This window comes from Hydrogenophilus hirschii, assembly GCF_054656675.1.
The window spans coordinates 1393382-1414856 of record NZ_BAAHXQ010000001.1 but is presented as its reverse complement, the minus strand read 5'-3'; the positions used below and the strand labels follow the sequence as shown (position 1 = coordinate 1414856).

Here is a 21475-nt window from a genome sequence, read left to right as displayed (position 1 = left end):
CGACTCCAGGAAGGGCTCACGTGGTTGCACGGGCTCCTGGCGCAACCCAACGCGCCCGAGCCACGGGTTGAGAGCCGAACGCGGTGAAAACGGATCCGTTGAAGCAGAGTAGTCAATGATGGCATCGAAGCAAAATCTGGCACAGCGCGCTTTGGCGCAAGTTGTGATCTGGCTGGGCGGGACGCTCCTTTGGCTGGCGGTCTATTTGGGCATCGATCACGTTTTTGCGGCGTTGGAGCCGAGCTACCAGGTCAAACCCGAAGGGCTGACGATCGCAATCGTAGGCCTCTGGTTCGCACTGACGCTGGCATTGCGTTCCGTGGTTGCCGCCTGGATGGCAGCGCTCTTTTTCGCAGCGGCGCAGTGGGGACAATTTCTGCACTACAGCTATTACGGTGCGCCCATTGCGCCGCACGAGCCGGTGCTGCTTTTCACTGAGTGGCGCGAGATCACGGTGGCGTTTTCTGGGCTGCTCCACCATTTTTGGGCAGCGCTGCTGCTGCCGCTCTTGCCGCTTGCCGTTTTCGCTGCAGTGCGGCGAATGAACCGGCGCTTCGGCGTGCAGGGGCGGTGGTGGCCAGGAATGCTTTTCTTGGCGTTGTGGTTGGTGTTACCGCTCAAAGCGTACCGACACCCCGAAAACACGCAGGCATTCTATCCGCGTCCCTACGGTTATGCGCTCAAAAACGCCTGGTTGGTCACGTCGTACGCGATCGGCGCAACCGCAGCGCATGGCGGGATTTCTGCACTGGCGGCGGCACAGTCAGTGAGTGGCGAGCCGTATCACGTACGCCCGATCGGCGAGGGGGTCGATGGGGTGATCGTCCTTGTGATGGGAGAATCGACCAATCCAAGCGTGATGAGCGCTTTTGGTAACCCGCAACCCACTACGCCGTTTCTGGCATCGTTGCGTACGTGCCCAACGTGCATCGTCACGATCGGGCAGTCCGCTGGGGTGGCAACCAAGGTGACGTTGCCGATGTTTTTCAATCTGCAGCGTGAGCCGTGGCGTAGTGACATTCCGGTTACCGGTAAGAGTAACCTGATCTCGCTGGCGAAGCAACATGGGTATCGTGTCGTGGTCGAGTCGGCTCAGACCAACAACCTGTTTACCTTCACACGGGCGGATTCGGCCGACCATTTCTGCACCGTGGATCGATGCGATCCCAATCGTGCCGAAGCGGGGGTCGATCGCGTCTTACTCGAACGCATCGCCGCGGAACCATTTCGCGACAAAACCTTGTTGATCCTCCACACCCGCGTTGCGCATTCGGCGTACGACCGCTATCTGCCGCCAGGATGGCAACCGTTTCCCGTCGATACCTCGTCGCGCAGCGCTCAGATGCAGACGACCTACCGTAACGCTGTTGCCTGGTTCGACGAATTGGCACGGCAGATCGTTACTGCGGTACGAAGCAAAACGGACAAGCCGATTTGGTTCATCCTTACCGGTGACCACAACGAATTGCTGGGTGAAGGCGGCCGTTGGGGCCACGGGCAGCTTACCGCGCATGCTGGCGAAGTTCCCGTGGTGGTCGCCGCCTGGAATGGCGCCACGATCCCAGAACCTTGGCCATCACGGTTGCGTTGTCGGCCCACGCACTACGAATTGGGGCAGTTCGTCGCAGAGCTTTTGGGGTGGGAGGTGCACTCACCGGAGGAGTCGCCTCGGGTACTCTACACCAACGGTCCCGATCTCGGTGGGAAAGCAGGCTGGATCGAATTGACGCGTCGTATTGCGGAAGATGGCCGCTGCGACGTTGTCGAGCGTCTGGTGCCGCCGGGCCGGCACCCGTGAAAGGGGGAACGAACGGCGCAAATGACGCGGTTCGGGAACGCGCGCAAAAAGGCGTTATTCTTCCAGCACCAAGGGATCGGAGAAGACCAGCGTGCCATCTTTGCGCATCATCAAATTGTCTTGCGCGATGAGATCGGGCAACAGCCGGTACTGCTCGATAAAGCGCGCCAACGCGTCCAAGGCCTCAGTCAGTGTCTTGTCGAAAGGTGGTTGCGTTTGCACCATCTGCTGTAACGCGATTGCGCCCATTTTGCGGCTGAGTTCGCCCCACTGTTTGCACATTTCCCAATAGACGGCGGCCAAACGGCGCGCCAATTGGCCTGCTGGCGACTGTTCCGGCAGTGGGTAGAGTTTTTCCATTTCGAAGAGGTGCATCGGGTAGCCGAGCGACGAACGGCCGATGATACCGTGGTACGCATGGACGATAGGAAAATGAGGCCCTTGCGGGCGATCGTCCGCGGTGTAGTAGAGGTATTCGTCGGGATGGGTGACAATTTTGTACACGCGTTCAGGGCCCGCGTCGAGGACGATGCTGAAGCGACCTCGGCCGATTTCCCGTTTGCCGGAAAGGAGCGGGTGTTCCGGGACGGGGTCGGGGAGCTGCCCCTGTTCATGGCTTGGCGGCGCCAATTGGGGGTCACCGTTTGGGTGCGCCGCTTCCGGTTTTGTCGGTTGTTTCGCTTTCGGCGTCATGGTGCTCATCGCAACGGGAAGCTGTTTCGATCATATCACTTTTGTCGCCGGTTGTGGCGCGCGCGATGCGCAGCGTACGGCTCTCCGGGGTCTCCAGCGTCACTCGGCCCAAGCGGCCGTCCCGGAAATCCTGCAAGAAGACGAGGGCGGCACGCTCCCAGTCGATTACGCCACCTCGGGCGACGCAGCCGCGCCGTTCGGCAATCGCTTCCAAGATCGTCTCTGGGTGGGATGCGGTGATCAGAGTTTCGGGAAGGCCGTATCGTTTCGCAATGCGCTCGGCATAGCCCTCTTCCTGAAGCGTGGTGATGAGCGCGAGCGCCACTTCTTCTTCACGCACCGCATTGCGCCCGATTGCGTGGCATGCCGCGAGCATCCAGCCGTCGTGTTCGATTTCGATCTTCGGCCACATCATGCCCGGCGTATCGAAAATGGTCCGTAAGCCGTCCAGGTGGTAGCGCTGCACCGCCTTGGTCACCGCCGGTTCGTCGCCAACCTTGGCCGCTTTGCGCTTGAGTAATGCATTGAGCAGGGTCGATTTGCCCACGTTGGGAATGCCGACGATCATCATCCGCAATGGCTTGGTGGGATGATTGCGGTGGGGTGCCAACGATTGCGCGGCGGGTATCACTTGGCGCACGTCTGCAGGTTGGTGGGCGCAGAGCGCCAGCGTAGCCACACCGGCTTCTTGCTGCAGCGCCGCACGCCATCTTTCGGTGCGTTCGGGGTCGGCCAAGTCGCTTTTGTTGAGGAGCTTCAAGCACGGCTTTTGCCGACTGCGGCGAAGTGTCTCCAACAGTGGATTCCGGCTTGCTGCCGGAATGCGGGCATCGAGCACTTCGATGACGACGTCGACCTCGGCAAGCGCTTCCTGCAATCGCTTGCGCGTGGCGTGCATGTGTCCAGGAAACCATTGAATCGCCATAATCATCATCCTATCATTTCGTGTATACAGGAGGGCGTAGTATGCGCGTTTTTCTCGACACCGAATTTACTGATTTCACAGATCCGCGTTTGATTTCGGCGGGATTGGTCGCCGAGGATGGGCAGGAATTTTATTGCGAATTGGCAGAGGGTTGGGGAATTGCCGATTGTTCCCATTTCGTTTATCACTTCGTCCTGCCGCTGCTCGAGAATACCCATCGATTGACGCGGACCGAGGCGGGAAAAGCCCTTGTGGCGTGGCTGGTGACGCTTGGTGATTCGCTGACGGTCGTTTTCGACGTCCGAGAAGATTGGCGGCTTTTTATAGACCTGATTGCCCCCTATCGCGCCGCGAATCTGAAGCTCGCTGCGCACTGGCTCAATGATTGGACGACTCCGGTTGGTACGCGCCGGCACGCGATCTTGGAGTCGATCCTGTCGGACGAAGATCGGCGTCACCACGCGCTCGTCGATGCCCGAGCGTTGCGTGAAGCGGTTTTGCGGACGGAATCGGAATTCAAGAAACGCAGCTTTTAGCGCGGTGGTGGGTGCTGGCCAGTCTGATTTTTTGATGCGCCCAGCAGGATTCGAACCTGCAACCAACGGATTATGAGTCCGCTGCTCTAACCGTTGAGCTATGGGCGCACAGGAAGGCCGCCAAGGGCGGCCAGTGCGTGAGCGTAAGGGAGTCAGCTTTCGTTGTCAAGATAAGCGCGCAGGAGCTCAGCCCGCGAGGGGTGGCGCAGTTTCCTGAGCGCTTTGGCTTCGATCTGGCGGATCCGTTCGCGTGTGACGTCGAATTGGCGTCCCACCTCTTCGAGCGTGTAGTCGGTGTTCATTTCGATGCCGAAACGCATCCGCAGCACTTTGGCTTCGCGCGGGTTGAGCTGTTCGAGTACTTCGCGCATCGCTTCACGCAGGTCGGCTTGCAGTGCGGCGTCGATCGGTTGTTGCACCGACGTGTCTTCGATGAAGTCGCCTAAGTGCGAATCCTCGTCGTCGCCGATCGGCGTTTCCATCGAGATCGGGTCGCGGGAGATTTTGAGGATGCGCCGAATCTTCTCTTCTGGCATACCCATTCTCTCCGCAAGCACCTCGGGGGAGGGCTCTTCGCCGGTCTCTTGCAGGATCTGGCGGCTGATGCGGTTCATCTTGTTGATGGTTTCGATCATGTGCACCGGGATGCGGATGGTGCGCGCTTGATCGGCGATCGAGCGGGTGATTGCCTGGCGGATCCACCAGGTGGCGTAGGTGGAGAATTTGTAGCCACGGCGGTATTCGAACTTGTCTACCGCTTTCATCAAGCCAATGTTGCCCTCTTGTATCAGGTCGAGGAATTGTAGCCCGCGGTTGGTGTATTTCTTCGCGATCGAGATGACGAGCCGCAGGTTGGCTTCGACCATTTCGCGCTTTGCTGCGCGCATCTTCGCTTCCCCTTGCGACATCCGTTTGAAGATGTCTTTGAGTTCGTCGAGCGGGACGCGCGCGCGCTCGACGATTTCGATGATCCGCTGCTGTTCGTCGAGCACGCTGGGGAAGACCCGCACCAGCGATTCGGACCACGGGTGGCCGGCTTCGATCTCGTTCTTGATCCAGTCGAGGTTGGTTTCGTTCGGAGGGAAGGTTTTGAGGAAGTGATCCCGCGGCATCGTGCCGATTTGCGTGCAGAGGTTTTGGATCTGCCGCTCGTGCTGCCGCACCTGCTCGATGAAGCCGCGCACGATGTCGCAGACTTGCTCGATATAGCGCGCGGTAAAGCGGATGTGCAGCAGTTCGTGCGCGATGAGATCGCGCAGTTTCTGGTATTCGGGGTTTTGGGTTCCGCCTTGGGTGAGCGCAGCATCCAGCGCTTGGTACCATTCGCGGATTTTGGCGAAATGGGCGAGCGTCCCCTTTTTGAGGGTGGCTAGGTTCTCGGCCTGGATACGTGCTGCGCGCTCTTCTTTTGTCTCTTCTTCCTCTTCTTCCTCTTCGTCTTCGTCGCTGACGTCGTCGAAGGTGTCGTCGCTGTCGTCGGTTGCGTCGTCGTCGGACTCGTCCAGCGCTTCGTCGATGTCGTCGTCAAGGGATTCTGCGTCGTCTTCTTCGTCCGTGGTAGGCGGGACGATGTCGTCGAGGTTGTCGATGAGGCCATCGACCACTTCGTCGACGCGCAGTTTGTCGTTTTCGATTTTTTCGACCGTTTCCAACATGAACGCGATGGTTGGCGGGCACGCGGCGATCGCCTGTACCATGCTCCGCTGGCCATCTTCGATCCGTTTGGCGATCTCGATTTCGCCTTCCCGGGTCAGCAGTTCAGAGTGTCCCATTTCGCGCATGTACATCCGCACGGGGTCGGTGGTGCGGCCGAATTCGCTGTCAACCGTGGAGAGCGCCTGTTCGGCTTGTTCGTCGAGATCGTCGTCGTGCGCGATTGCCGGCGCGGTATCGGAGATCAGCAATTCTTCCGGCGACGGGGCTTCCTCGAAGACTTTGATGCCCAGGTTGTTGAAGGTGGTGACGATCGCTTCGATCTGGTCGGCGTCGGTAATGTCGTCCGGCAGGTGGTCGTTGATCTCGGCGTAGGTGACGTACCCGCGCTCTTTGCCCATCGCCAGGAGCGCTTTGATTTGGTTGCGCCGTTTTTCGGCGTCTTCCGGGCTTTGGCTTGCGGCGACCGACTCGATCAGCGCCCGTTCGGTTGCACGTGCCGTTGTGGTACGTCGCGTGGATTTGCGTTTTTGGCCATTTTTGTTGGTTTGCGTCATAGCGCTTTTACCTCGAAAAGGGCGAAGGAGTGGTACCGGGATAACCAACCATTATAGCATGGAGTCGGACTAAATGCCTTGCGATTGCGTTTCAGTTGCCGCGCCGGTCATTTTGTGGGCGCTTGGCCTCGCGAATCAAAGTGTTGAGTCGCTGGCGTTCTTCGGCAGTGAGCATTTGGACACGGGCTTTTGCCATGAGTTCAGCGATTTCGCGTTGCAGGGTCTGGGCAGCGAGGGCATCGAGGAGATCGGCAAGCTCGCTTTCCGGGTCAGTGTCGTCGGGTGCGGATTCTTCGACGAGCGCCGCGGCATGAGATTCAAGCCGGGCGCGCAGGGATTCGTCCGATTGGAAATGGGAGAGGATCGCAGCCAACGGTTGCTCCGGCGCGATTTCGCCGTGTTCGATCGCATCGACAAGCCGTTGTGCCGCTTGGAGGTCGGGATCTTCCGAGGCGTCGAGCCAGTTGACGGGAACGCGCGCGGCAAGCCGCGGGTGGGCAAGGAGCAGTCGTAGAAGACGCGTTCCCAACGTTGCAACGGTTTTGCGCGGTGTGGCGTGCCAATGCGGTTGCGTGCGTGTCCGTGTCCGCCGCGGTGCGACACGAGGCGTTGGCGCGGCCGCCCAGTCATCGAGTGGGATACGGGCGCGCTCGGCGATCTCCTGTTCGATCTGGCGCTTGAGCTCTGGGGCGGCGATGCGGGCAATGAGCGGTTGCGCGTGGTGGATAAGGCGCGCGCGTCCTTCGGGGGTGTCGAGTGACTCATTTTCCGTGAGCGTCTCGATCAGGTATTGGCTGAGCGTGCGGCTCTGTTGAAGGTGCTCGCGAAACGCGTCCGTGCCGACGCAGCGTACGAGGGAGTCGGGGTCTTCCCCTTCTGGCAAGAAGGCAAAGCGCAGCGTCACGCCGTCTTTGAGTGCTTCCAGGCTCTGTTCGAGCGCGCGCCATGCGGCACGGCGCCCCGCGTCGTCGCCGTCGAAACAGAAGAGGATCTCGTCGGTGAGGGTGACGAGCGTCCGGACGTGGTGCGGCGTGGCGGCAGTACCCAACACCGCAACCGCGTTGTCGATGCCGTGCTGCCAAAGCGAGACGACATCCATGTACCCTTCGGTTACGATCACGTGTCCGCGCGTGCGAATTGCGTCTCGTGCAAGCGCTAGCGCATAGAGTTCGTGGCTTTTGCTGAAGAGTGGGGTTTCAGGCGAGTTGAGGTATTTCGGTTCGCTTTGGTCGAGTACGCGGCCGCCGAAAGCGACCACCTGTCCGCGGCGGTTGTGGATCGGAAAGAGGATGCGGTGGCGAAAGCGGTCGTAGCGGCGTCCGTTGTCCTGTGCGATCACCAGGCCCGCTTTTTCCAAGAGGGGATCGTTGTAATGGGGAAAGATCGCTGCGAGCGCTTGCCAGTCGTCCGGCGCATATCCCAAGCCGAAGTGGTGGATCGCGTCGCGCCCGATGCCACGGCGTTCCAGGTATCGGAGCGCTTCGGGGTGGCGTGCCAGTTGCTGCTGATAGAAGTGGGCGGCTTTTTCGAGGAGATGCAACAACTGTTCGCGTTCGTTGCGGGCCGTTTCCGCGGCTTTTGGGTCACCCGTTCGGGTTTTGGGAACGACTAAGCCGGCTTCTTGGGCGAGCGCTTCGACGGCATCGGGAAAGGACATCCCCTCGTATTCCATCAAGAAGGTGATCGCAGTGCCGTGGGCGCCACAGCCGAAGCAGTGGTAGAACTGTTTGCTGGGTGAAACGGAAAATGAGGGGGTTTTTTCGCCGTGGAATGGGCAACAGGCAAAATAGTTCACGCCCGATTTTTTGAGTTTGATCCGCTTGCCGATGACTTCGACGATGTCGGTGCGCGCAAGAAGGGTTTCGACGAACTCAGGCGGGATCATTGCAGCGCAAAGCAAATCGCCACACTGAAGTCAGCGGCTCCTTCAGTGTGGCGCGCAAAAGAAAAAGCGATTGATCAGAACATCTTCGGGGGAAGCATCTGCATCCGCAGTTTTTTCTGGTAGCGTTTGATCGCGGCAGCGCGCTTGCGTTTGCGCTCTTCCGAAGGTTTTTCATAGAACTCGCGTTTGCGCAGTTCCGTCAAAATCCCCGCTTTTTCCACCAGACGCTTGAAGCGGCGGATCGCCACGTCGGCGGGTTCGTTTTCTTTGACACGCACGTAGGGCATGAATGTTTCCTCGAATCTGGTACCGGAAAGCATGCGATTATACCTGAGTGCGGCAACTGGGGGCAAGGCTTTTCACGGTGGGATTCGGTACAATCGCGGCATGAAACGGATTTTGGCGATCGAAACGTCGTGTGACGAGACCGGGGTGGCGCTTTGGGATGACGCTTCCGGGCTGGTTGCGCACGAACTGTTTTCTCAAGTGGCGTTGCACGCCCATTATGGCGGAGTGGTGCCAGAGTTGGCGTCGCGCGACCATGTGCGGCGGTTGCCGCTGCTCGTCGCGCGTGCGCTCACGCAGGCGCGCTGGACGCCGGCGGATGTGGATCTGGTCGCGTACACGGCGGGGCCCGGTTTGGCAGGCGCGCTTTTGGTGGGCGCAGCGTTTGCCGAGAGTTGGGCGTTTGCCCGCGGGGTTCCGACGATGCCGATCCACCATTTGGAAGGACATCTGCTTTCGCCGTTGATGGCTGCGCCCGATTTGGCGTTTCCGTTCGTGGCGCTCCTTGTTTCGGGCGGTCATACGCAGCTTTTGTGGGTCGAAGGCGTGGGGCGCTATCGGTTGTTGGGCGAGACGATCGATGATGCAGCGGGTGAAGCGTTCGACAAAACCGCCAAAATCCTGGGGTTGGGCTATCCGGGCGGCCCACAGTTGGCAAAACTGGCCGAGCAGGGGGATGCAACGCGCTATGCACTGCCGCGCCCGCTTATGCAGTCGTCGGAGATCGCGTTCAGTTTCAGTGGATTGAAGACCGCGGTGGCGCTTGCTGCCGAAACGATTGGCGACGACCCTCAGGCGAAGGCGGATCTGGCGGCGTCGTTTCAAGCGGCGGTGATCGACGTGTTGGTGGCTAAAACCGTGCGTTCGGTCGAGATGACGGGTGCCCGCCGTCTGGTTGCGGCGGGCGGAGTCACCGCGAATGCGCAGTTGCGCGCGCGTTTGGCGGCTGAGTTGGAGGCGCTAGGCTGTTCGGTCGTCTTTCCCCCGCCGCAGTGGTGCACCGACAATGGAGCGATGATTGCGCACGCTGCGGCGCAACGCGTCAGGTTGGGTTTTCCGGTGAAGCGGGATTACCGGGTGACGATCCATCCGCGCTGGCCGTTGCCGCTTTAGCGCCGATCTTCGATTCGGTCCCTTGCAAAAGATTGCGAATGTTTTGATGGTGGCGCGCGATGAGGATCACTGCGAGCACGGTGACGAGAGCCACTTCGGCTGGGGTGCGGTTGAGGAGCCACGCGAGCGGTGGGGTAAGGAGCGCCGCAATGAGCGCCGCCAGCGACGAGTAGCGGGAGACCACCGCGACGGTAAGCCAGATGAGTGCAGCAATGAGGCCGAGTAACGGTTGGATCGCCAACAGGACGCCGAGCGCGGTGGCGACCCCTTTCCCGCCCTGAAAACGAAGGAAATAGCTGAAGACGTGGCCCAGAAAAGCGCCGAGCCCTGCGGCAGCCGCCAGGGTGGGGGATTGCGTCGCGGCTTGTGCGATCAGTACCGCAGCGGCGCCTTTGCCAGCGTCACCGATGAGCGTCAAAAGGGCTGCTCCTTTGTGACCGGTGCGCAGCACATTGGTAGCGCCCGGGTTTTTCGATCCGAAAGTACGCGGATCCGGCAAGCCGAAGAGTTTACTGGTGATCAGCGCAAAGGGAACGGATCCGAGCGCGTAGCCAAAGAGCAGCGCGAACAGGATGTGCCAACTCATCGTTAGCCGATGCGCAGCTCTTCACGCGAACGCCCAGAGGCTTCCCACTCTTGGAGCCATTTCGGTGGCAAACCGCGGCCCGTCCAACCTTTGTCGGGATCGGTAGGGTGACGGAAACGCCACGGGAGTTTGCGTTTCGGCGCGCTATTTTTGCGCCCCTTGCCACTCCGTTCGCGGGTCAACCGCTCCAGAAGCGTTTCAAAGGGAACGCCAAGCCGTTCGGCCATTTGCCGAACCTCTTCTTTGAGTTGTTCGAGCCGCTCTTCTTGTTTTTTGACGATGGTTTTTTCGATATCTTTTTTCAGCTCTTCCAAAGCTTCGATGGAAAGGGCTTCGAGCGTTTCCAATGGGATATTGTGCAGAGCCATAGCGGAATTCCTTTTATAAATTGAACGAACGTTTCTATTTTAGCAAAACTGTTTGTTTTGACAAGCGCGTGAGGATTAGGCGCGGGGGTGGTGGCGATGGTAGAGCGCTTCGAGACGGGCGTGCGCGACATGGGTATAGATTTGTGTGGTACTGATATCGGCGTGGCCAAGTAATATCTGGACCGCGCGTAAATCGGCGCCATGATTCAATAAGTGGGTGGCAAACGCATGGCGTAGGGTATGGGGGGAAATTTTGCGCGGGTCGATCCCTGCTGCGATGGCATAGCGTTTGATCAATTGCCAACAGCGTTGCCGAGTCATCGCTCCGCCATTTTGGGTGAGAAAAAGTGCATCGGTGGTATGCGGTTTGCAGAGTTTGGGGCGCGCGTCACGCAGGTAACGGCTCAGCCATTCGCCAGTTAATTCCCCAAAAGGGATCAGCCGTTCTTTATTCCCTTTCCCCGTGGCGATGAGCCAACCTTCTTGGAGCCGCAATTGCGCCAAGTGCAATGTGACCAATTCGCTGACACGCAACCCCGTTGCGTAGAGGAGTTCGAGTATCGCTTTGTCGCGCAAACCCAACAGGGTTTCCGGGTCCGGGGCCTGCAGCAGGTTTTCGACTTCGTTTTCGGTGAGGGTTTTGGGTAATCTGGGCGGCAAAGGCGGTTGGGTCAAAGTCAGGCATGGGTTGTGCGCCATTTTTCCTTCCCGGACGAGCCAGCCGAAAAATTTCCGCCAACAGGCGATCAGGCGCCGTTGCGAAGCTGCTTTACTGGGTTTTTCTGCCAGATAGGTGAGGAGCGTTGCCGCGGTGACCGTGCGGAAAGTTTCATTGCGTTGTTCGAGCCATTGGGCAAAGCCGGTGAGGTCGTGGCGGTAACTCGCGCGGGTGTTTGCGCTCAGCCCCTCTTCCCACCACAGGTGGTCGATGAATGCGTCGATCCATTGTTGGGTGAGGGGGGAAAGCGTAACCGGTTTGGCGCGCGTCACGTTCGCGCGTTTTCGCGCTCGAGTAGCCATGCTTTGAGGTCGAGCCAGGCACCGGAATGACCACCGGAAAACCCGATCAGCGCCCCGTTTTTGCCGACAACTCGGTGACAGGGAATCACGATCGGGCAGGGGTTTGCGCCACACGCGGCGCCGACCGCACGCGGGCTGGTAGACAAGTGCGCGGCAAGCGCACCGTACGTGCGTGTTTCACCGCAGGGGATGGTTCGTAACGCGTTCCAGACGCGTTGTTGAAATGGGGTCCCTTGTGGTGCAACCCGCGGCCAAAGTGGGGTTGCCGGTGCTTCGAGCCAGGTGTCGAGCCAGTGGCTGAGTTGATGAATCGCCGCAGGAGCGTTCGCTTGCGGACGAGACGGTGGAGGATCGGTGCGAAACGTAGCGGCAATCACGGTGCCGTCTTCGGTTGCCGCGATTTCCAGCCAAAAGGGGGCGAGTAGCGGCCGGGCTACAACCCACAGGGTGGCGTTGGGTTTTGGTTGGGGCGGCATCGTCGCCATCTCCGGGATCGGGTATAGCGACGATTGTACCGGTAAGGAAACGCGTCAGGAAGCGCTCCCTTTGAGGAGCTCGGTTTTGAGGGAATCTTGTGCGGGTTTCGGGCCGAGCCAGATACTCAGGAGCAGGGAAAAGAAGCCCGGTTGTTGAATCGGCTCGACCAACGGTTTGTCTTGAACGGTGATGTGCACCGTTCCGTTTTTGTCTTCGCTGATCAAAACGACGCTGTTTTCTTTGTATTCGCTGTGCGAAACGATCGCTTGGCGCAAAGCGTCGATGCTGGCTTGATAAGCGGTGAGCGCTTCCTGCGGTTGATTCTGTTTCAGCCCTTCGATCAGCGCGTCCGCGAACGTGGCGCCAGAAAGGTCGCGCAGAAGTTGAATGCGGATCGCGCGTGGCGGGGGCTGGTGAGTGCGGCTTCGGCCTGGGTGACCGGTTGCGGCAGATAGAGCCCCATCGCGTAGACGTGGAAGATGACCTTGCTGCGGATTCCCGCGCCATTGAGATGGAGCGGCGTGCCGTCGAGGGTGATCGATTCGGGGAAAGTGGCGCTGCCCAGCTTGATTTCTGCTTGTGCCGGCGCGGCGGCGAGCAGGGCATAGGAAAGGATGAGGGCGATGAGCGTACGAACCATTTTCTCCTCCAAAAAACGTTTGAATGAGATGATATCGTAACGCTCATCGCCCCGCCGGTCAACGGGGTTGTTCGCCTGTCAGCGGCGGATCGTGCCGTGTCCCAGTACGATCCATTTTTCGCTGGTCAGGCCTTCCAAGCCTACGGGGCCGCGCGCGTGGAATTTGTCGGTCGAAATGCCGATTTCGGCGCCCAATCCGTATTCGAACCCGTCGGCGAAGCGCGTCGAGGCGTTTACCATCACCGACGCGGAGTCGACTTCGCGTAAAAAGCGCATCGCCGCCGAGTAGTCTTCCGTGATGATCGCTTCGGTGTGGTGCGAGCTGTAGCGCGCGATGTGGTCGATCGCGTCATCGAGCCCGGTGACGACCCGAATCGCGAGGATCGGGGCGAGGTATTCGGTCGCCCAATCGGCCTCGGTGGCCGGTTTGAGCAGTTCGGCAGGAACTTGGGGCGCGGCATGCAAGAGGGACCACGCTTTCGGGCAACAACGCATCTCGACGCCGTGGCGCGCGAGCATCGCGCCGATCTCGGGGAGGTAGCGAGGGGCAACCGCTTCGTCGATCAAGAGCGTCTCTGCGGCGTTACAGACCCCGTAGCGGTGGGTTTTGGCGTTTTCGACGATCGGGACGACCCATTCGGGTTTCGCGGCAGCGTGCACGTAGACGTGGCAATTGCCGTCCAGGTGTTTGATCACGGGGACTTTCGCGGCTTGAGCGACCGCTTCGATGAGCCCTTTGCCGCCGCGCGGCACAATCACATCGACGTATTGCGGCGACGACACGAGGCGGGTGACGAGTTCGCGTTCGGTTCGTTCGATCACCTGCACGACCGTGGCCGGGAGCTGGGCCGCAGCCAATCCTTGCTGAACGCACCGGGCGATTGCCTGGTTGCTGTGGATCGCTTCTTTCCCGCCACGAAGAATCGCCGCGTTGCCCGCTTTGAGGCAGAGAGCCGCGGCGTCGACGGTGACGTTCGGGCGCGATTCATAGATGATGCCAACCACGCCGAGCGGCACGCGCATTCGGCCCACTTGGATACCGGAGGGGCGTTGCCGAAGTTCGCGGATTTCGCCGACTGGGTCGGGTAGGTCCGCGATCTGTTCGAGCCCTTCGATCATCGCGTCGATCACTTTGGGGGAGAGCGTGAGGCGGTCGATCAGCGCGGGCGATAGGCCCGCTGCGTGCGCCGCTTGTAGGTCGTGTTCGTTAGCGGCGGTAAGGTCCGAACGCGCAGCGTCGAGCGCGTCGGCGATCGCGCGAAGCGCCGCGTTTTTCTGTGCGGTGCCCGCGCGCGCGATCGCTTGCGCGGCGGTGCGCGCGGCTTGCCCCAGACGGTCGAAATAGGCGTCGATGGTTTCGGTCATAGTGTGCTCCAGGTAACGGAAAAGTCGGCAGAGGTGCGCGTCGCGGGGTTGAGCGCGAGCGCGAGACGTTCGGCTTCGCACCAGAAGTCACCCGCTTCGACCCCTTTGGCGATCCGGTCGAGTTGTGCTACTCGGCGGAGCCACTGATGGCATTGTGCGGACTCCAATCGGGTGGCGCTGCGCAAGGCCTGCTTTTCAACAGGGCTGAAGAGTTTTTCGCTTTTCGCGATCGCATCCACCGCGCGCGGGTCCGCGGCTTCGCTTGCTCGAGCAAGCGCGCGAACGCCCGCAGCGAGCGCCCAGAGGACGAGCGCTTCGGCTACGCCTTCGTCGCGCAGCGCGGTGATCAGGCGGGCGGCGCGCGTTGCGTTGCGGGTAAGGACCGCAAGCCGCAGTTCGAACGGGTCGAAGCGGGCTACTTCGGTGACTGCTGCGCGGACCTCTGCTTCCGGTAGGGGGCCGGGTGGAAAGAGGAGGGCTAAGAGCACCAGTTGTTGTTTCGCGGCAAGCAGGTTGCCTTCACTGCATTCAGCCAAATAGGCCAAGAGTTCGCGCGAGGCATGCTGCCCTTGGGCGTGCAGCCGTTCGGCCCACCATTGGGGCAGTTGCGTGCGGCTCGGAGCTTGGGTTTCGACAAGGATCGCCCCTTTTTCGAGGGCTTGGTACCAGCGTGTCTTTTTCGTGGCCCAGTCGAGCGGGGGCAGAATCAGCAGGGTGACGGTGGCTTCCGGTGGCCGGTCGCAGAGGGCGGCAAACCAGAGGGGTGCCTCTTTGCCCTGCGGGGGAACCAGGAAGCGGAGCTCCAGCAAGCGCGCTTCGGCAAACAGCGAGAGGTTCTCGGTGGTGGGCGTGAGCGTGGCGAGCGCGTCTCCTTTGTCGATGACGACCCGTTCCCGCGCCGTGAACCCGGCTGCTTTGGCGTGCGTGCGAATCGCGTCGGCGGCCTCTTCGATGAGGAGCGGCTCATCGCCCGTCACCGCCCAGAGTGGGGGAAACGGGCTGCGGGTCAAGAGCTGTGGCAGGCGGGCAGCGGGATATTTCATGGGCGCGCCACAAGCCGACGGTCGACGAGCAAGAGGGCACGCCTGAGGAGTTCGCGCCGCATGTCGGTGAGAATCACCTGCTCCTCTTCAGCGCGGGCCGCGATGCGGCTGTCGTCGTAGCTGTAGTCCCGTTCGGCAACGAGGCGGGTTGGCGGCAGCCGCTCTTCGCCTGCGCGGTCGACGAGGCGAACGGTCAGGACGCTGCGCAACGCGTATTCGCGAACCGTCCCGCTGGCAGAGAGCGCGATGATCTCCCGTGCCTCTTCGAGCGGCCCCAAAACGACCGTCGCGTCCGCGGCTTTGGGGTCAGTGACCACCGTTGCCGGTGTGCCCGCGAGCATCTCCTGAACGAGCGGTTCGAGCGCGGCGGCGCGGTCGAAGCGAAAGTGGAGCGCGCGGTGCTCTAACCCCACGTAATGACGCGGCCGAAAGCCGCATGCCGCAAGAAGAAGCGTTGGCAAGAGCGCAACGCCCATCAATATGCGGCGGCGCTGGGTATCAAACGACGACATTGACGAGCCTTCCTGGAACGATGATCACACGCCGCGGTTCGTTCCCATCGAGTGCCGCCTGGACGAGTTCGTGCGCCAGGGCACGTTCGCGAATCAGAGATTCGGCAGCATCGGACGGGACGGCAACTTTGCCGCGGGTCTTGCCGTTGATCTGCAAGATGAGTTCGATTTCGGCAACCGTGAGCGCGTCGGAATCGACTTCGGGCCATGGCGCGTCGAGCAGTGTCGATCCAAAGCCGCATTCGCGCCACAGGATCTCGGTGACGTGCGGGGTAATCGGTGCGAGCACTCTGAGGAGAATCGAGAACCCTTCGTGCGCGAGCGCCGCGCGTTCGGTTGCGTCACCATCGGGCAGGCGCTCAAGCAGGTTGAGCATTTTCATCGTCGCGGCTGCGACGGTGTTGAATTGGAGTTTCGCCAGGTCACGGTTCGCCTGTTCCAGGATGAGGTGCAATTCGCGCCGTGCCGCAGCAAGGGGCGCGGCAAGTTGCCGCAGCGTCGCGCTACGCGCCTCAGCGGTCGTGGGAAGCTGGGGCGCGATTTCGTTGCGGTAGCGAACGCCGAACGCCCAAACACGGCGCAAGAAGCGATGTGCCCCTTCGACGCCCGCATCGGACCATTCGAGCTGCGCTTCCGGCGGCGCGGCGAAGATGATGAAGAAGCGCGCGGTGTCGGCGCCGTATTGGTCGATGAGGGCTTGTGGGTCGACACCGTTGTTTTTGGACTTCGACATCTTCTCGATGCCGCCGATGGTGACCGGTTTGCCATCGACGCGGTGTACCGCGGAGATCGGTCGACCTTTGCTGTCGCGTTCCAGGATCACGTCGGCCGGATTGATCCAGGTTTTTTTGCCAGTTGTTGGGTTTTCGCGGTAGAAGGTTTCGGCGACCACCATCCCCTGTGTCAAGAGGTTGGTGAAGGGTTCCGAAAAGGGGATGAGCCCAAGGTCCCGCATCGCACGGGTGAAGAAGCGAGAATAGAGTAGGTGCAGGATCGCGTGCTCGATTCCGCCGATGTATTGGTCGACGGGCATCCAGTACTTGACCCGGTCGTCGACCATCGCCTGGTCGTTGTCGGGACAACAGTAACGCAGGAAATACCAACTCGATTCGACGAAGGTGTCCATCGTGTCGGTTTCCCGCCGTGCGGGTCGCCCGCATTCGGGGCAGGGGACGTTGACCCAGTCGGCGAGTTCAGCTAGCGGTGAGCCGCGACCGGTGATCTCGACCGATTCGGGCAGAACGACGGGGAGTTGTTCGTCGGGGACGAGTACCTCACCGCAGTGGTCGCAGTGAATCACCGGAATTGGGCAACCCCAGTAGCGTTGGCGTGAGATCCCCCAATCGCGCAAGCGATATTGGACCCGCTGCTGACCCAGCCCTTTTTCCGCGAGCGCGGCGATGATGGCGTCGAACGCTTGCTCCGACGTGAGCCCGGTGAAGGGGCCGGAGTCGACCAGTGTCCCTTTGGCCGCAAAGGTCTCTTCCCATGGGCCTCTGCCGTCGATCGTGCCGGTGAAGCCGTCGGGACGAATGACTTGGCGAATCGGCAGACGATATTTTTGCGCGAAGGCGTAATCGCGTTCGTCGTGCGCGGGCACCGCCATCACCGCCCCTTCGCCGTACGCCATCAAGACGTAATTCGCAACCCAGACGGGGAGTTTTTCGCCTGTGATGGGGTGGCGCACGAAATAGGGGGTTGGCATCCCTTTCTTTTCCATGGTCGCGAGGTCGGCCTCGGCGACCGACCCCCGGCGGCATTCGGCAATGAATTCGGCCAATTGCGGGTCGTGTTGCGCGGCTTTCGTCGCGAGCGGATGCTCGGCCGCGACCGCGACGTAGGTGGCGCCCATCAAGGTGTCTGGACGGGTGGTGAAGACAGTGAGCACACCGCTTTCGCCGATCGAGCCTTCGTCGTAGGGGAACCGAACCTCGGCGCCAACGCTCTTGCCGATCCAGTTCGCTTGCATCCGTTTGACTTGTTCCGGCCAACCGGGGAGCGTTTCGAGTCCTTGCAGCAGTTCTTCGGCGTACGCGGTGATGCGCATGTAGTACATGGGAATTTCGCGCTTTTCCACGAGCGCACCGCTGCGCCACCCGCGGCCGTCGATCACCTGTTCGTTCGCGAGCACCGTCTGGTCGACCGGGTCCCAATTGACCCAGCCCATCTTGCGGTAGATCAACCCCTTCTGGTAGAGCCGTTTGAAGAGCCACTGTTCCCAGCGGTAGTATTCGGGGCGGCAGGTGGTGAGTTCGCGTTGCCAGTCGATCGCAAAACCCAACCGTTTCAATTGCCCCTTCATATAGGCGATGTTGCTGTAGGTCCATTGCGCGGGGGGTACGCCGTTTTGAAGCGCGGCATTTTCGGCGGGCATCCCAAATGCGTCCCACCCCATCGGTTGGAGCACGTTGAACCCTTGCATCCGTTTGGCTCGGGCCAGTACGTCGCCGATCGTGTAGTTGCGTACATGCCCCATGTGGAGTTTGCCGGAGGGGTAGGGGAACATCGAGAGGCAGTAGAACTTCGGGCGGTTGGGGTCTTCGGCCACCGCGAAGGGTTGCGTGGTTTCCCACTCGTTTTGGACGGTCTGTTCGATCGAAAAGGCGTCGTACTTCTCTTTCATCGCGATTCCTTGCCATGCGCGTAAGAATCGAAGTATAGCGCGAAGGCAAGCGGCAAAAAAAAGCCCGCGCGAAGGGCGCGGGCGGGAACTCCATGGGTTAGATGGAGAGGGAGGGAGACAAAACCACTCAAAAGAAAGGAGGAGATCACCATGAAACAGTGTAATCGCGAATATTATCGCATCAAAAGTGATAAGGCAAGAATTTCGGTTCAGTCTTTTTGAGCGTTTGTTCTTGTTCTCGCGATTTTTCTTGAAGGGATCCCCACGTGAGCGGGGGCAGTAGGGCGGCTTGGGTACAATCGCGCCTGGTACGGCGAAAAGGATGCGTGATGACCGACGGTGTGCTGGACCGCCTGGATCCCGAGCAACGGCGTGCGGTGACCCTACCGCCTGGCCATGCGTTGGTGTTGGCTGGCGCCGGCTCGGGAAAAACGCGCGTGTTGACCCACCGGATTGCGTGGTTGATCGAGCGGGAAGGGGTCGATCCAGGCGCGATTCTGGCAGTCACCTTCACCAACAAGGCGGCGCGGGAGATGCGCGAGCGGTTGGCACAATTGGTGGTGCCAGCAGCGGTGGATGGGCAGCGGGGTGTTTGGTTGGGGACGTTTCACAGCATCGCGCACCGTCTGTTGCGCCGTCATGCCACCGAAGCCGGGTTGCCGACGGCGTTCCAGATTCTGGATGCGGCCGACCAGTTGGCGTTGGTGAAACGGCTGCTCAAGCGTCTGGCGGTCCCAGAAGCGATGGTGGCGCCGCGCGAACTCGTCGGGTTCATCAACGCCCACAAAGAACGCGGGGAGCGACCGGAGGAGCTCGCGCCACAAGGCGCGCGCGGGCAATTGTTCCTCACCTTGTGGCAGGAGTACGAAGCCGCGTGCGCGCGCGAAGGGGTGGTCGATTTCGCCGAATTGCTCTTGCGGGCGCTCGAACTGCTGCACCGCAACGAAACCTTGCGGGCGCACTATCGCCAACGTTTCCAGCACGTCTTGGTCGATGAGTTCCAGGACACCAACCCGTTGCAATACCGTTGGTTGCAACAGTTGGCATGCGATGTCGCTACCGGTGAGGTGGGGGCGTGGCTCTTCTGCGTCGGGGACGACGATCAGGCGATCTACGGCTTTCGCGGCGCGATGAGCGCGTTGCTGGCGCGCTTTCAGCAAGAATACCAAGCGGAGCTCGTGCGGCTCGAACGCAACTACCGTTCGGCGGGCAACATTCTGGCTGCAGCGAACGCCATCATCGCCAACAACGCGAGCCGGTTGGGGAAAAAACTCGTGACCGATCGCGGCGAAGGGGAGCCGATCCGCACCTTCGAGGCGATGGACGAAGGGCAAGAGGCGCAATTTGTCGTCGATGAAATCGGCGCACTGATTCGCGACGGCTGGAGTGCCGACGAGATTGCGGTGCTCTACCGCACGAATGCGATGTCGCGCGTTTTCGAGCATCACCTCTTGGCTGCGGGGATTCCGTATCGTGTCTATGGGGGGGTGCGCTTTTTCGACCGCGCGGAGATCAAACACGCGATCGCCTATTTGCGTCTTCTGGTGTTGCCGGACGACACCAATGCGCTCTTGCGGGTGATCAACGTGCCGGCACGGGGTATCGGGGCGAAAACGGTCGAACAGTTGCTCGCTGCGGCTGAGAGCGAAGGGCATTGGGAGGCCGCGGCGAATAAGCTTGGTGGTCGCGGCGGCGCGGCTGTCCAGCGCTTTGCGGCGCTCATCGACGAGCTGCGCGATGCCACCGCGACGTTGCCGCTTCCGGATGCGATCGCGCTCGTGATCGAAAAGAGCGGCTTACAGGCCCTTTTTGCCGAAGAAGCTACGCGTGATCGCGCAGCGCGCGAAGAGCGGCTGGAGAACCTGGCGGCGCTCGTTGATGCGGGCCACGAATTCGTCACCGAGATGGCGCGCGAAGGCATCACGGCGACCGGGCACGAGATGCTCACCCTGTTTCTTCAGCACGCCGCGCTCGAATCGGGGGAAATGCAAGCAGGGAGTCACGAGCGCGCGGTGCGTCTGATGACGGTGCATGCCGCGAAAGGGCTGGAGTTCGGCGCTGTTTTTTTGGTCGGGTTGGAAGATGGGGTATTCCCTCACGAAAATGCGCTCCCCAATTTTGGCGGCGACGGTGCCGGCCTGGAAGAGGAGCGGCGGTTGATGTACGTAGCGGTCACTCGTGCCAAAGAGCGGCTCTATTTGAGTTGGGCGGCAAGCCGGTTTTGGCATGGCGCAAGTCGTTACCGCCCGGTTTCCCGTTTCGTTACCGAGATTCCCGAAACGCTGTTGTTGCCGCTTTCGGGGCGCAAGCCGCGTGCGCCGGGATGGGACGCCGAGTCGAGCGCGGCGTCTTCCCCGCCATCTGCGCACACGTCGGGTGATCGGCCCGGTTCCTCGTGGCAGCCAGGACAAGCGGTTCGTCATCCCAAGTTTGGCGAAGGGGTGATTCTTCAAGTGGAAGGCAGCGGTGTGCACCAACAGGCAACGGTTCGTTTCGGCCCTAGTGTCGGGGTCAAACGGTTGCTCTTGAGCGTGGCGAAGCTCGAAGCGTTGTAAACGGGAAAGGTACTGGGGGTTGCCGGAGCGGCAGCAGTCAATAGTGCGTTACGACTGGGGAACGCGGGCTTCGATCGCGGCGAAGAGCGCAACCATTTTTTGCGTCAAGGGGTGTTTCGGGGCAAAAGCGATCAGGGGTTCGCGCCGTTCGTGGGACGTTTTCACCACCACCGACGAAGTCAAGAAGGGTTCCAATACCGGCAATCCCGATTCGGCAAGCTGCGCCACGGCGCGTTGCGTCACCCCGGCCCGCGTTTGGTACTGGTTGACGACGATGCCCAAGATGGCCAAGCGCGGGTTGTGGTCGATCCGGATTTCCGCTACCGTTTCCGCGAGTTGCAGCAGCGCCCGGCGCGAAAAATCGTCGCAGTCATAGGGGATCAGGCAGTGGTGGCCTGCGATGAGCGCAGAGCGGGTCAGGAAATTGAGGGCAGGCGGCGTGTCGAGATAGACGCGATCGAATGCCGGCGCCAACTGATCCAAAAGGTCACGGAGTTTGAAGATTTTGTAGCGGCTCTCCAGCTTGGGCAGGAGCGCTTCCAGTTCGGGATCGCTGGCGGCAACCGCCAGGTTGGACCACCGAGTGGGGTGGGCGAACGCTTCGCTGGGCCAGGGGTTGAGGCGAAAATTGAGCGTTTGATCGAAGTAATCGGCAAGCGTGGGTTTGGGCGACTCAATGGCACCCAGCGCGTAGAGCGTGGCGTTGCCCTGCGGGTCGAGGTCGATCAACAAGGTGCGATGCCCTTGTGCCGCAGCGATTGCCGCCAAATTGACCGCAAGCGTCGATTTGCCTACGCCCCCTTTTTGGTTGAAGATGACGAACCGCTCCATCGTACCCCTT

At 60.9% G+C, this 21475-nt stretch carries 20 protein-coding genes and 1 tRNA gene; 4 read left to right on the top strand and 17 right to left on the bottom strand.

All coding sequences use genetic code 11. The features are described 5' to 3' along the window. Positions 1–115 precede the first annotated feature (115 nt). A complete protein-coding gene (locus ACYQ4Z_RS06915; RefSeq protein ID WP_459860431.1) occupies positions 116–1798 on the top strand; it encodes a sulfatase-like hydrolase/transferase in 1683 nt (560 codons plus the stop codon). A gap of 54 nt (positions 1799–1852) precedes the next feature. On the opposite strand, the gene ACYQ4Z_RS06910 is transcribed toward ACYQ4Z_RS06915, so the two are convergent. After that, complete coding sequence (locus ACYQ4Z_RS06910) at positions 1853–2491, bottom strand: hypothetical protein (RefSeq protein ID WP_197713641.1); 639 nt, start codon at positions 2489–2491, stop codon at positions 1853–1855. Continuing rightward, complete coding sequence (ylqF, locus tag ACYQ4Z_RS06905) at positions 2436–3416, bottom strand: ribosome biogenesis GTPase YlqF (protein WP_438438188.1); 981 nt, start codon at positions 3414–3416, stop codon at positions 2436–2438. Before ylqF ends, ACYQ4Z_RS06910 begins: the two co-directional genes overlap by 56 nt. A gap of 41 nt (positions 3417–3457) precedes the next feature. On the opposite strand from ylqF, the gene ACYQ4Z_RS06900 reads away from it, so the two are divergent. Continuing rightward, the gene (locus ACYQ4Z_RS06900; RefSeq protein ID WP_219972720.1) at positions 3458–3952 is read left to right on the top strand and encodes a hypothetical protein; all 495 of its coding nucleotides are present in this window, start codon (positions 3458–3460) and stop codon (positions 3950–3952) included. A 35-nt stretch (positions 3953–3987) separates the two neighbouring features. Here ACYQ4Z_RS06900 and ACYQ4Z_RS06895 read toward each other — a convergent pair. The 4 genes from ACYQ4Z_RS06895 to rpsU all read right to left on the bottom strand — a co-directional run bounded on the left by ACYQ4Z_RS06895 (position 3988) and on the right by rpsU (position 8334). Then, positions 3988–4060 (bottom strand) — tRNA-Ile (locus tag ACYQ4Z_RS06895). Positions 4061–4104: 44 nt separating this feature from the next. Further along, positions 4105–6162, bottom strand: coding sequence for an RNA polymerase sigma factor RpoD (gene rpoD / locus ACYQ4Z_RS06890; RefSeq protein ID WP_459860430.1), 2058 nt, complete (start codon positions 6160–6162; stop codon positions 4105–4107). A 91-nt stretch (positions 6163–6253) separates the two neighbouring features. After that, complete coding sequence (dnaG, locus tag ACYQ4Z_RS06885) at positions 6254–8047, bottom strand: DNA primase (protein ID WP_459860429.1); 1794 nt, start codon at positions 8045–8047, stop codon at positions 6254–6256. 74 nt (positions 8048–8121) lie between these two features. Continuing rightward, positions 8122–8334, bottom strand: a complete 213-nt coding sequence (gene rpsU / locus ACYQ4Z_RS06880) for a 30S ribosomal protein S21 (RefSeq protein WP_219972723.1) — start codon at positions 8332–8334, stop codon at positions 8122–8124. 100 nt (positions 8335–8434) lie between these two features. Here rpsU and tsaD point away from each other — a divergent pair, with 100 nt between their 5' ends. Beyond that, positions 8435–9445 carry a tRNA (adenosine(37)-N6)-threonylcarbamoyltransferase complex transferase subunit TsaD gene (tsaD, locus tag ACYQ4Z_RS06875; RefSeq protein WP_219972724.1) on the top strand — a complete coding sequence of 337 codons (1011 nt, stop codon included), beginning with the start codon at positions 8435–8437 and terminating at the stop codon, positions 9443–9445. Here the strand turns inward: tsaD and plsY are convergent. From plsY to leuS, 10 genes are all read right to left on the bottom strand, one after another. Then, positions 9375–10031 (bottom strand): glycerol-3-phosphate 1-O-acyltransferase PlsY, encoded by a 657-nt coding sequence (gene plsY / locus ACYQ4Z_RS06870; RefSeq protein ID WP_219972725.1) that lies wholly within the window; start codon positions 10029–10031, stop codon positions 9375–9377. The genes tsaD and plsY overlap by 71 nt on opposite strands. Positions 10032–10033: 2 nt before the next feature. Continuing rightward, positions 10034–10399, bottom strand: coding sequence for an H-NS histone family protein (locus ACYQ4Z_RS06865; RefSeq protein ID WP_219972726.1), 366 nt, complete (start codon positions 10397–10399; stop codon positions 10034–10036). A 75-nt stretch (positions 10400–10474) separates the two neighbouring features. Further along, on the bottom strand, positions 10475–11419 hold the full coding sequence (gene xerD / locus ACYQ4Z_RS06860; RefSeq protein WP_459860428.1) for a site-specific tyrosine recombinase XerD: 945 nt from the start codon (positions 11417–11419) through the stop codon (positions 10475–10477). Next, on the bottom strand, positions 11386–11895 hold the full coding sequence (locus ACYQ4Z_RS06855; RefSeq protein WP_119336134.1) for a methylated-DNA--[protein]-cysteine S-methyltransferase: 510 nt from the start codon (positions 11893–11895) through the stop codon (positions 11386–11388). The genes xerD and ACYQ4Z_RS06855 overlap by 34 nt, the downstream gene beginning before the upstream one ends. Before the next feature lie 54 nt (positions 11896–11949). After that, positions 11950–12276 (bottom strand): chalcone isomerase family protein, encoded by a 327-nt coding sequence (locus ACYQ4Z_RS06850; RefSeq protein WP_459860492.1) that lies wholly within the window; start codon positions 12274–12276, stop codon positions 11950–11952. Next, positions 12237–12536, bottom strand: coding sequence for a chalcone isomerase family protein (locus ACYQ4Z_RS06845; RefSeq protein ID WP_459860427.1), 300 nt, complete (start codon positions 12534–12536; stop codon positions 12237–12239). The genes ACYQ4Z_RS06850 and ACYQ4Z_RS06845 overlap by 40 nt, the downstream gene beginning before the upstream one ends. 78 nt (positions 12537–12614) lie before the next feature. Beyond that, a complete protein-coding gene (locus tag ACYQ4Z_RS06840) occupies positions 12615–13901 on the bottom strand; it encodes a glutamate-5-semialdehyde dehydrogenase (protein WP_219972729.1) in 1287 nt (428 codons plus the stop codon). After that, positions 13898–14944: a DNA polymerase III subunit delta gene (holA, locus tag ACYQ4Z_RS06835; protein WP_219972730.1), complete on the bottom strand. Its 1047-nt coding sequence runs from the start codon at positions 14942–14944 to the stop codon at positions 13898–13900. The genes ACYQ4Z_RS06840 and holA overlap by 4 nt, the downstream gene beginning before the upstream one ends. After that, entirely contained in the window at positions 14941–15456 is a 516-nt protein-coding gene (locus ACYQ4Z_RS06830; protein WP_219972732.1) for an LPS-assembly lipoprotein LptE, read from the bottom strand. The genes holA and ACYQ4Z_RS06830 overlap by 4 nt, the downstream gene beginning before the upstream one ends. Then, entirely contained in the window at positions 15443–18079 is a 2637-nt protein-coding gene (gene leuS / locus ACYQ4Z_RS06825; protein ID WP_459860425.1) for a leucine--tRNA ligase, read from the bottom strand. Before leuS ends, ACYQ4Z_RS06830 begins: the two co-directional genes overlap by 14 nt. Positions 18080–18408: 329 nt before the next feature. Here leuS and ACYQ4Z_RS06820 point away from each other — a divergent pair, with 329 nt between their 5' ends. Beyond that, on the top strand, positions 18409–20634 hold the full coding sequence (locus ACYQ4Z_RS06820) for a UvrD-helicase domain-containing protein (protein ID WP_219972734.1): 2226 nt from the start codon (positions 18409–18411) through the stop codon (positions 20632–20634). Between the two features lie 48 nt (positions 20635–20682). On the opposite strand, the gene ACYQ4Z_RS06815 is transcribed toward ACYQ4Z_RS06820, so the two are convergent. Then, the gene (locus tag ACYQ4Z_RS06815; RefSeq protein ID WP_119335520.1) at positions 20683–21465 is read right to left on the bottom strand and encodes a ParA family protein; all 783 of its coding nucleotides are present in this window, start codon (positions 21463–21465) and stop codon (positions 20683–20685) included. Positions 21466–21475 lie beyond the last annotated feature (10 nt).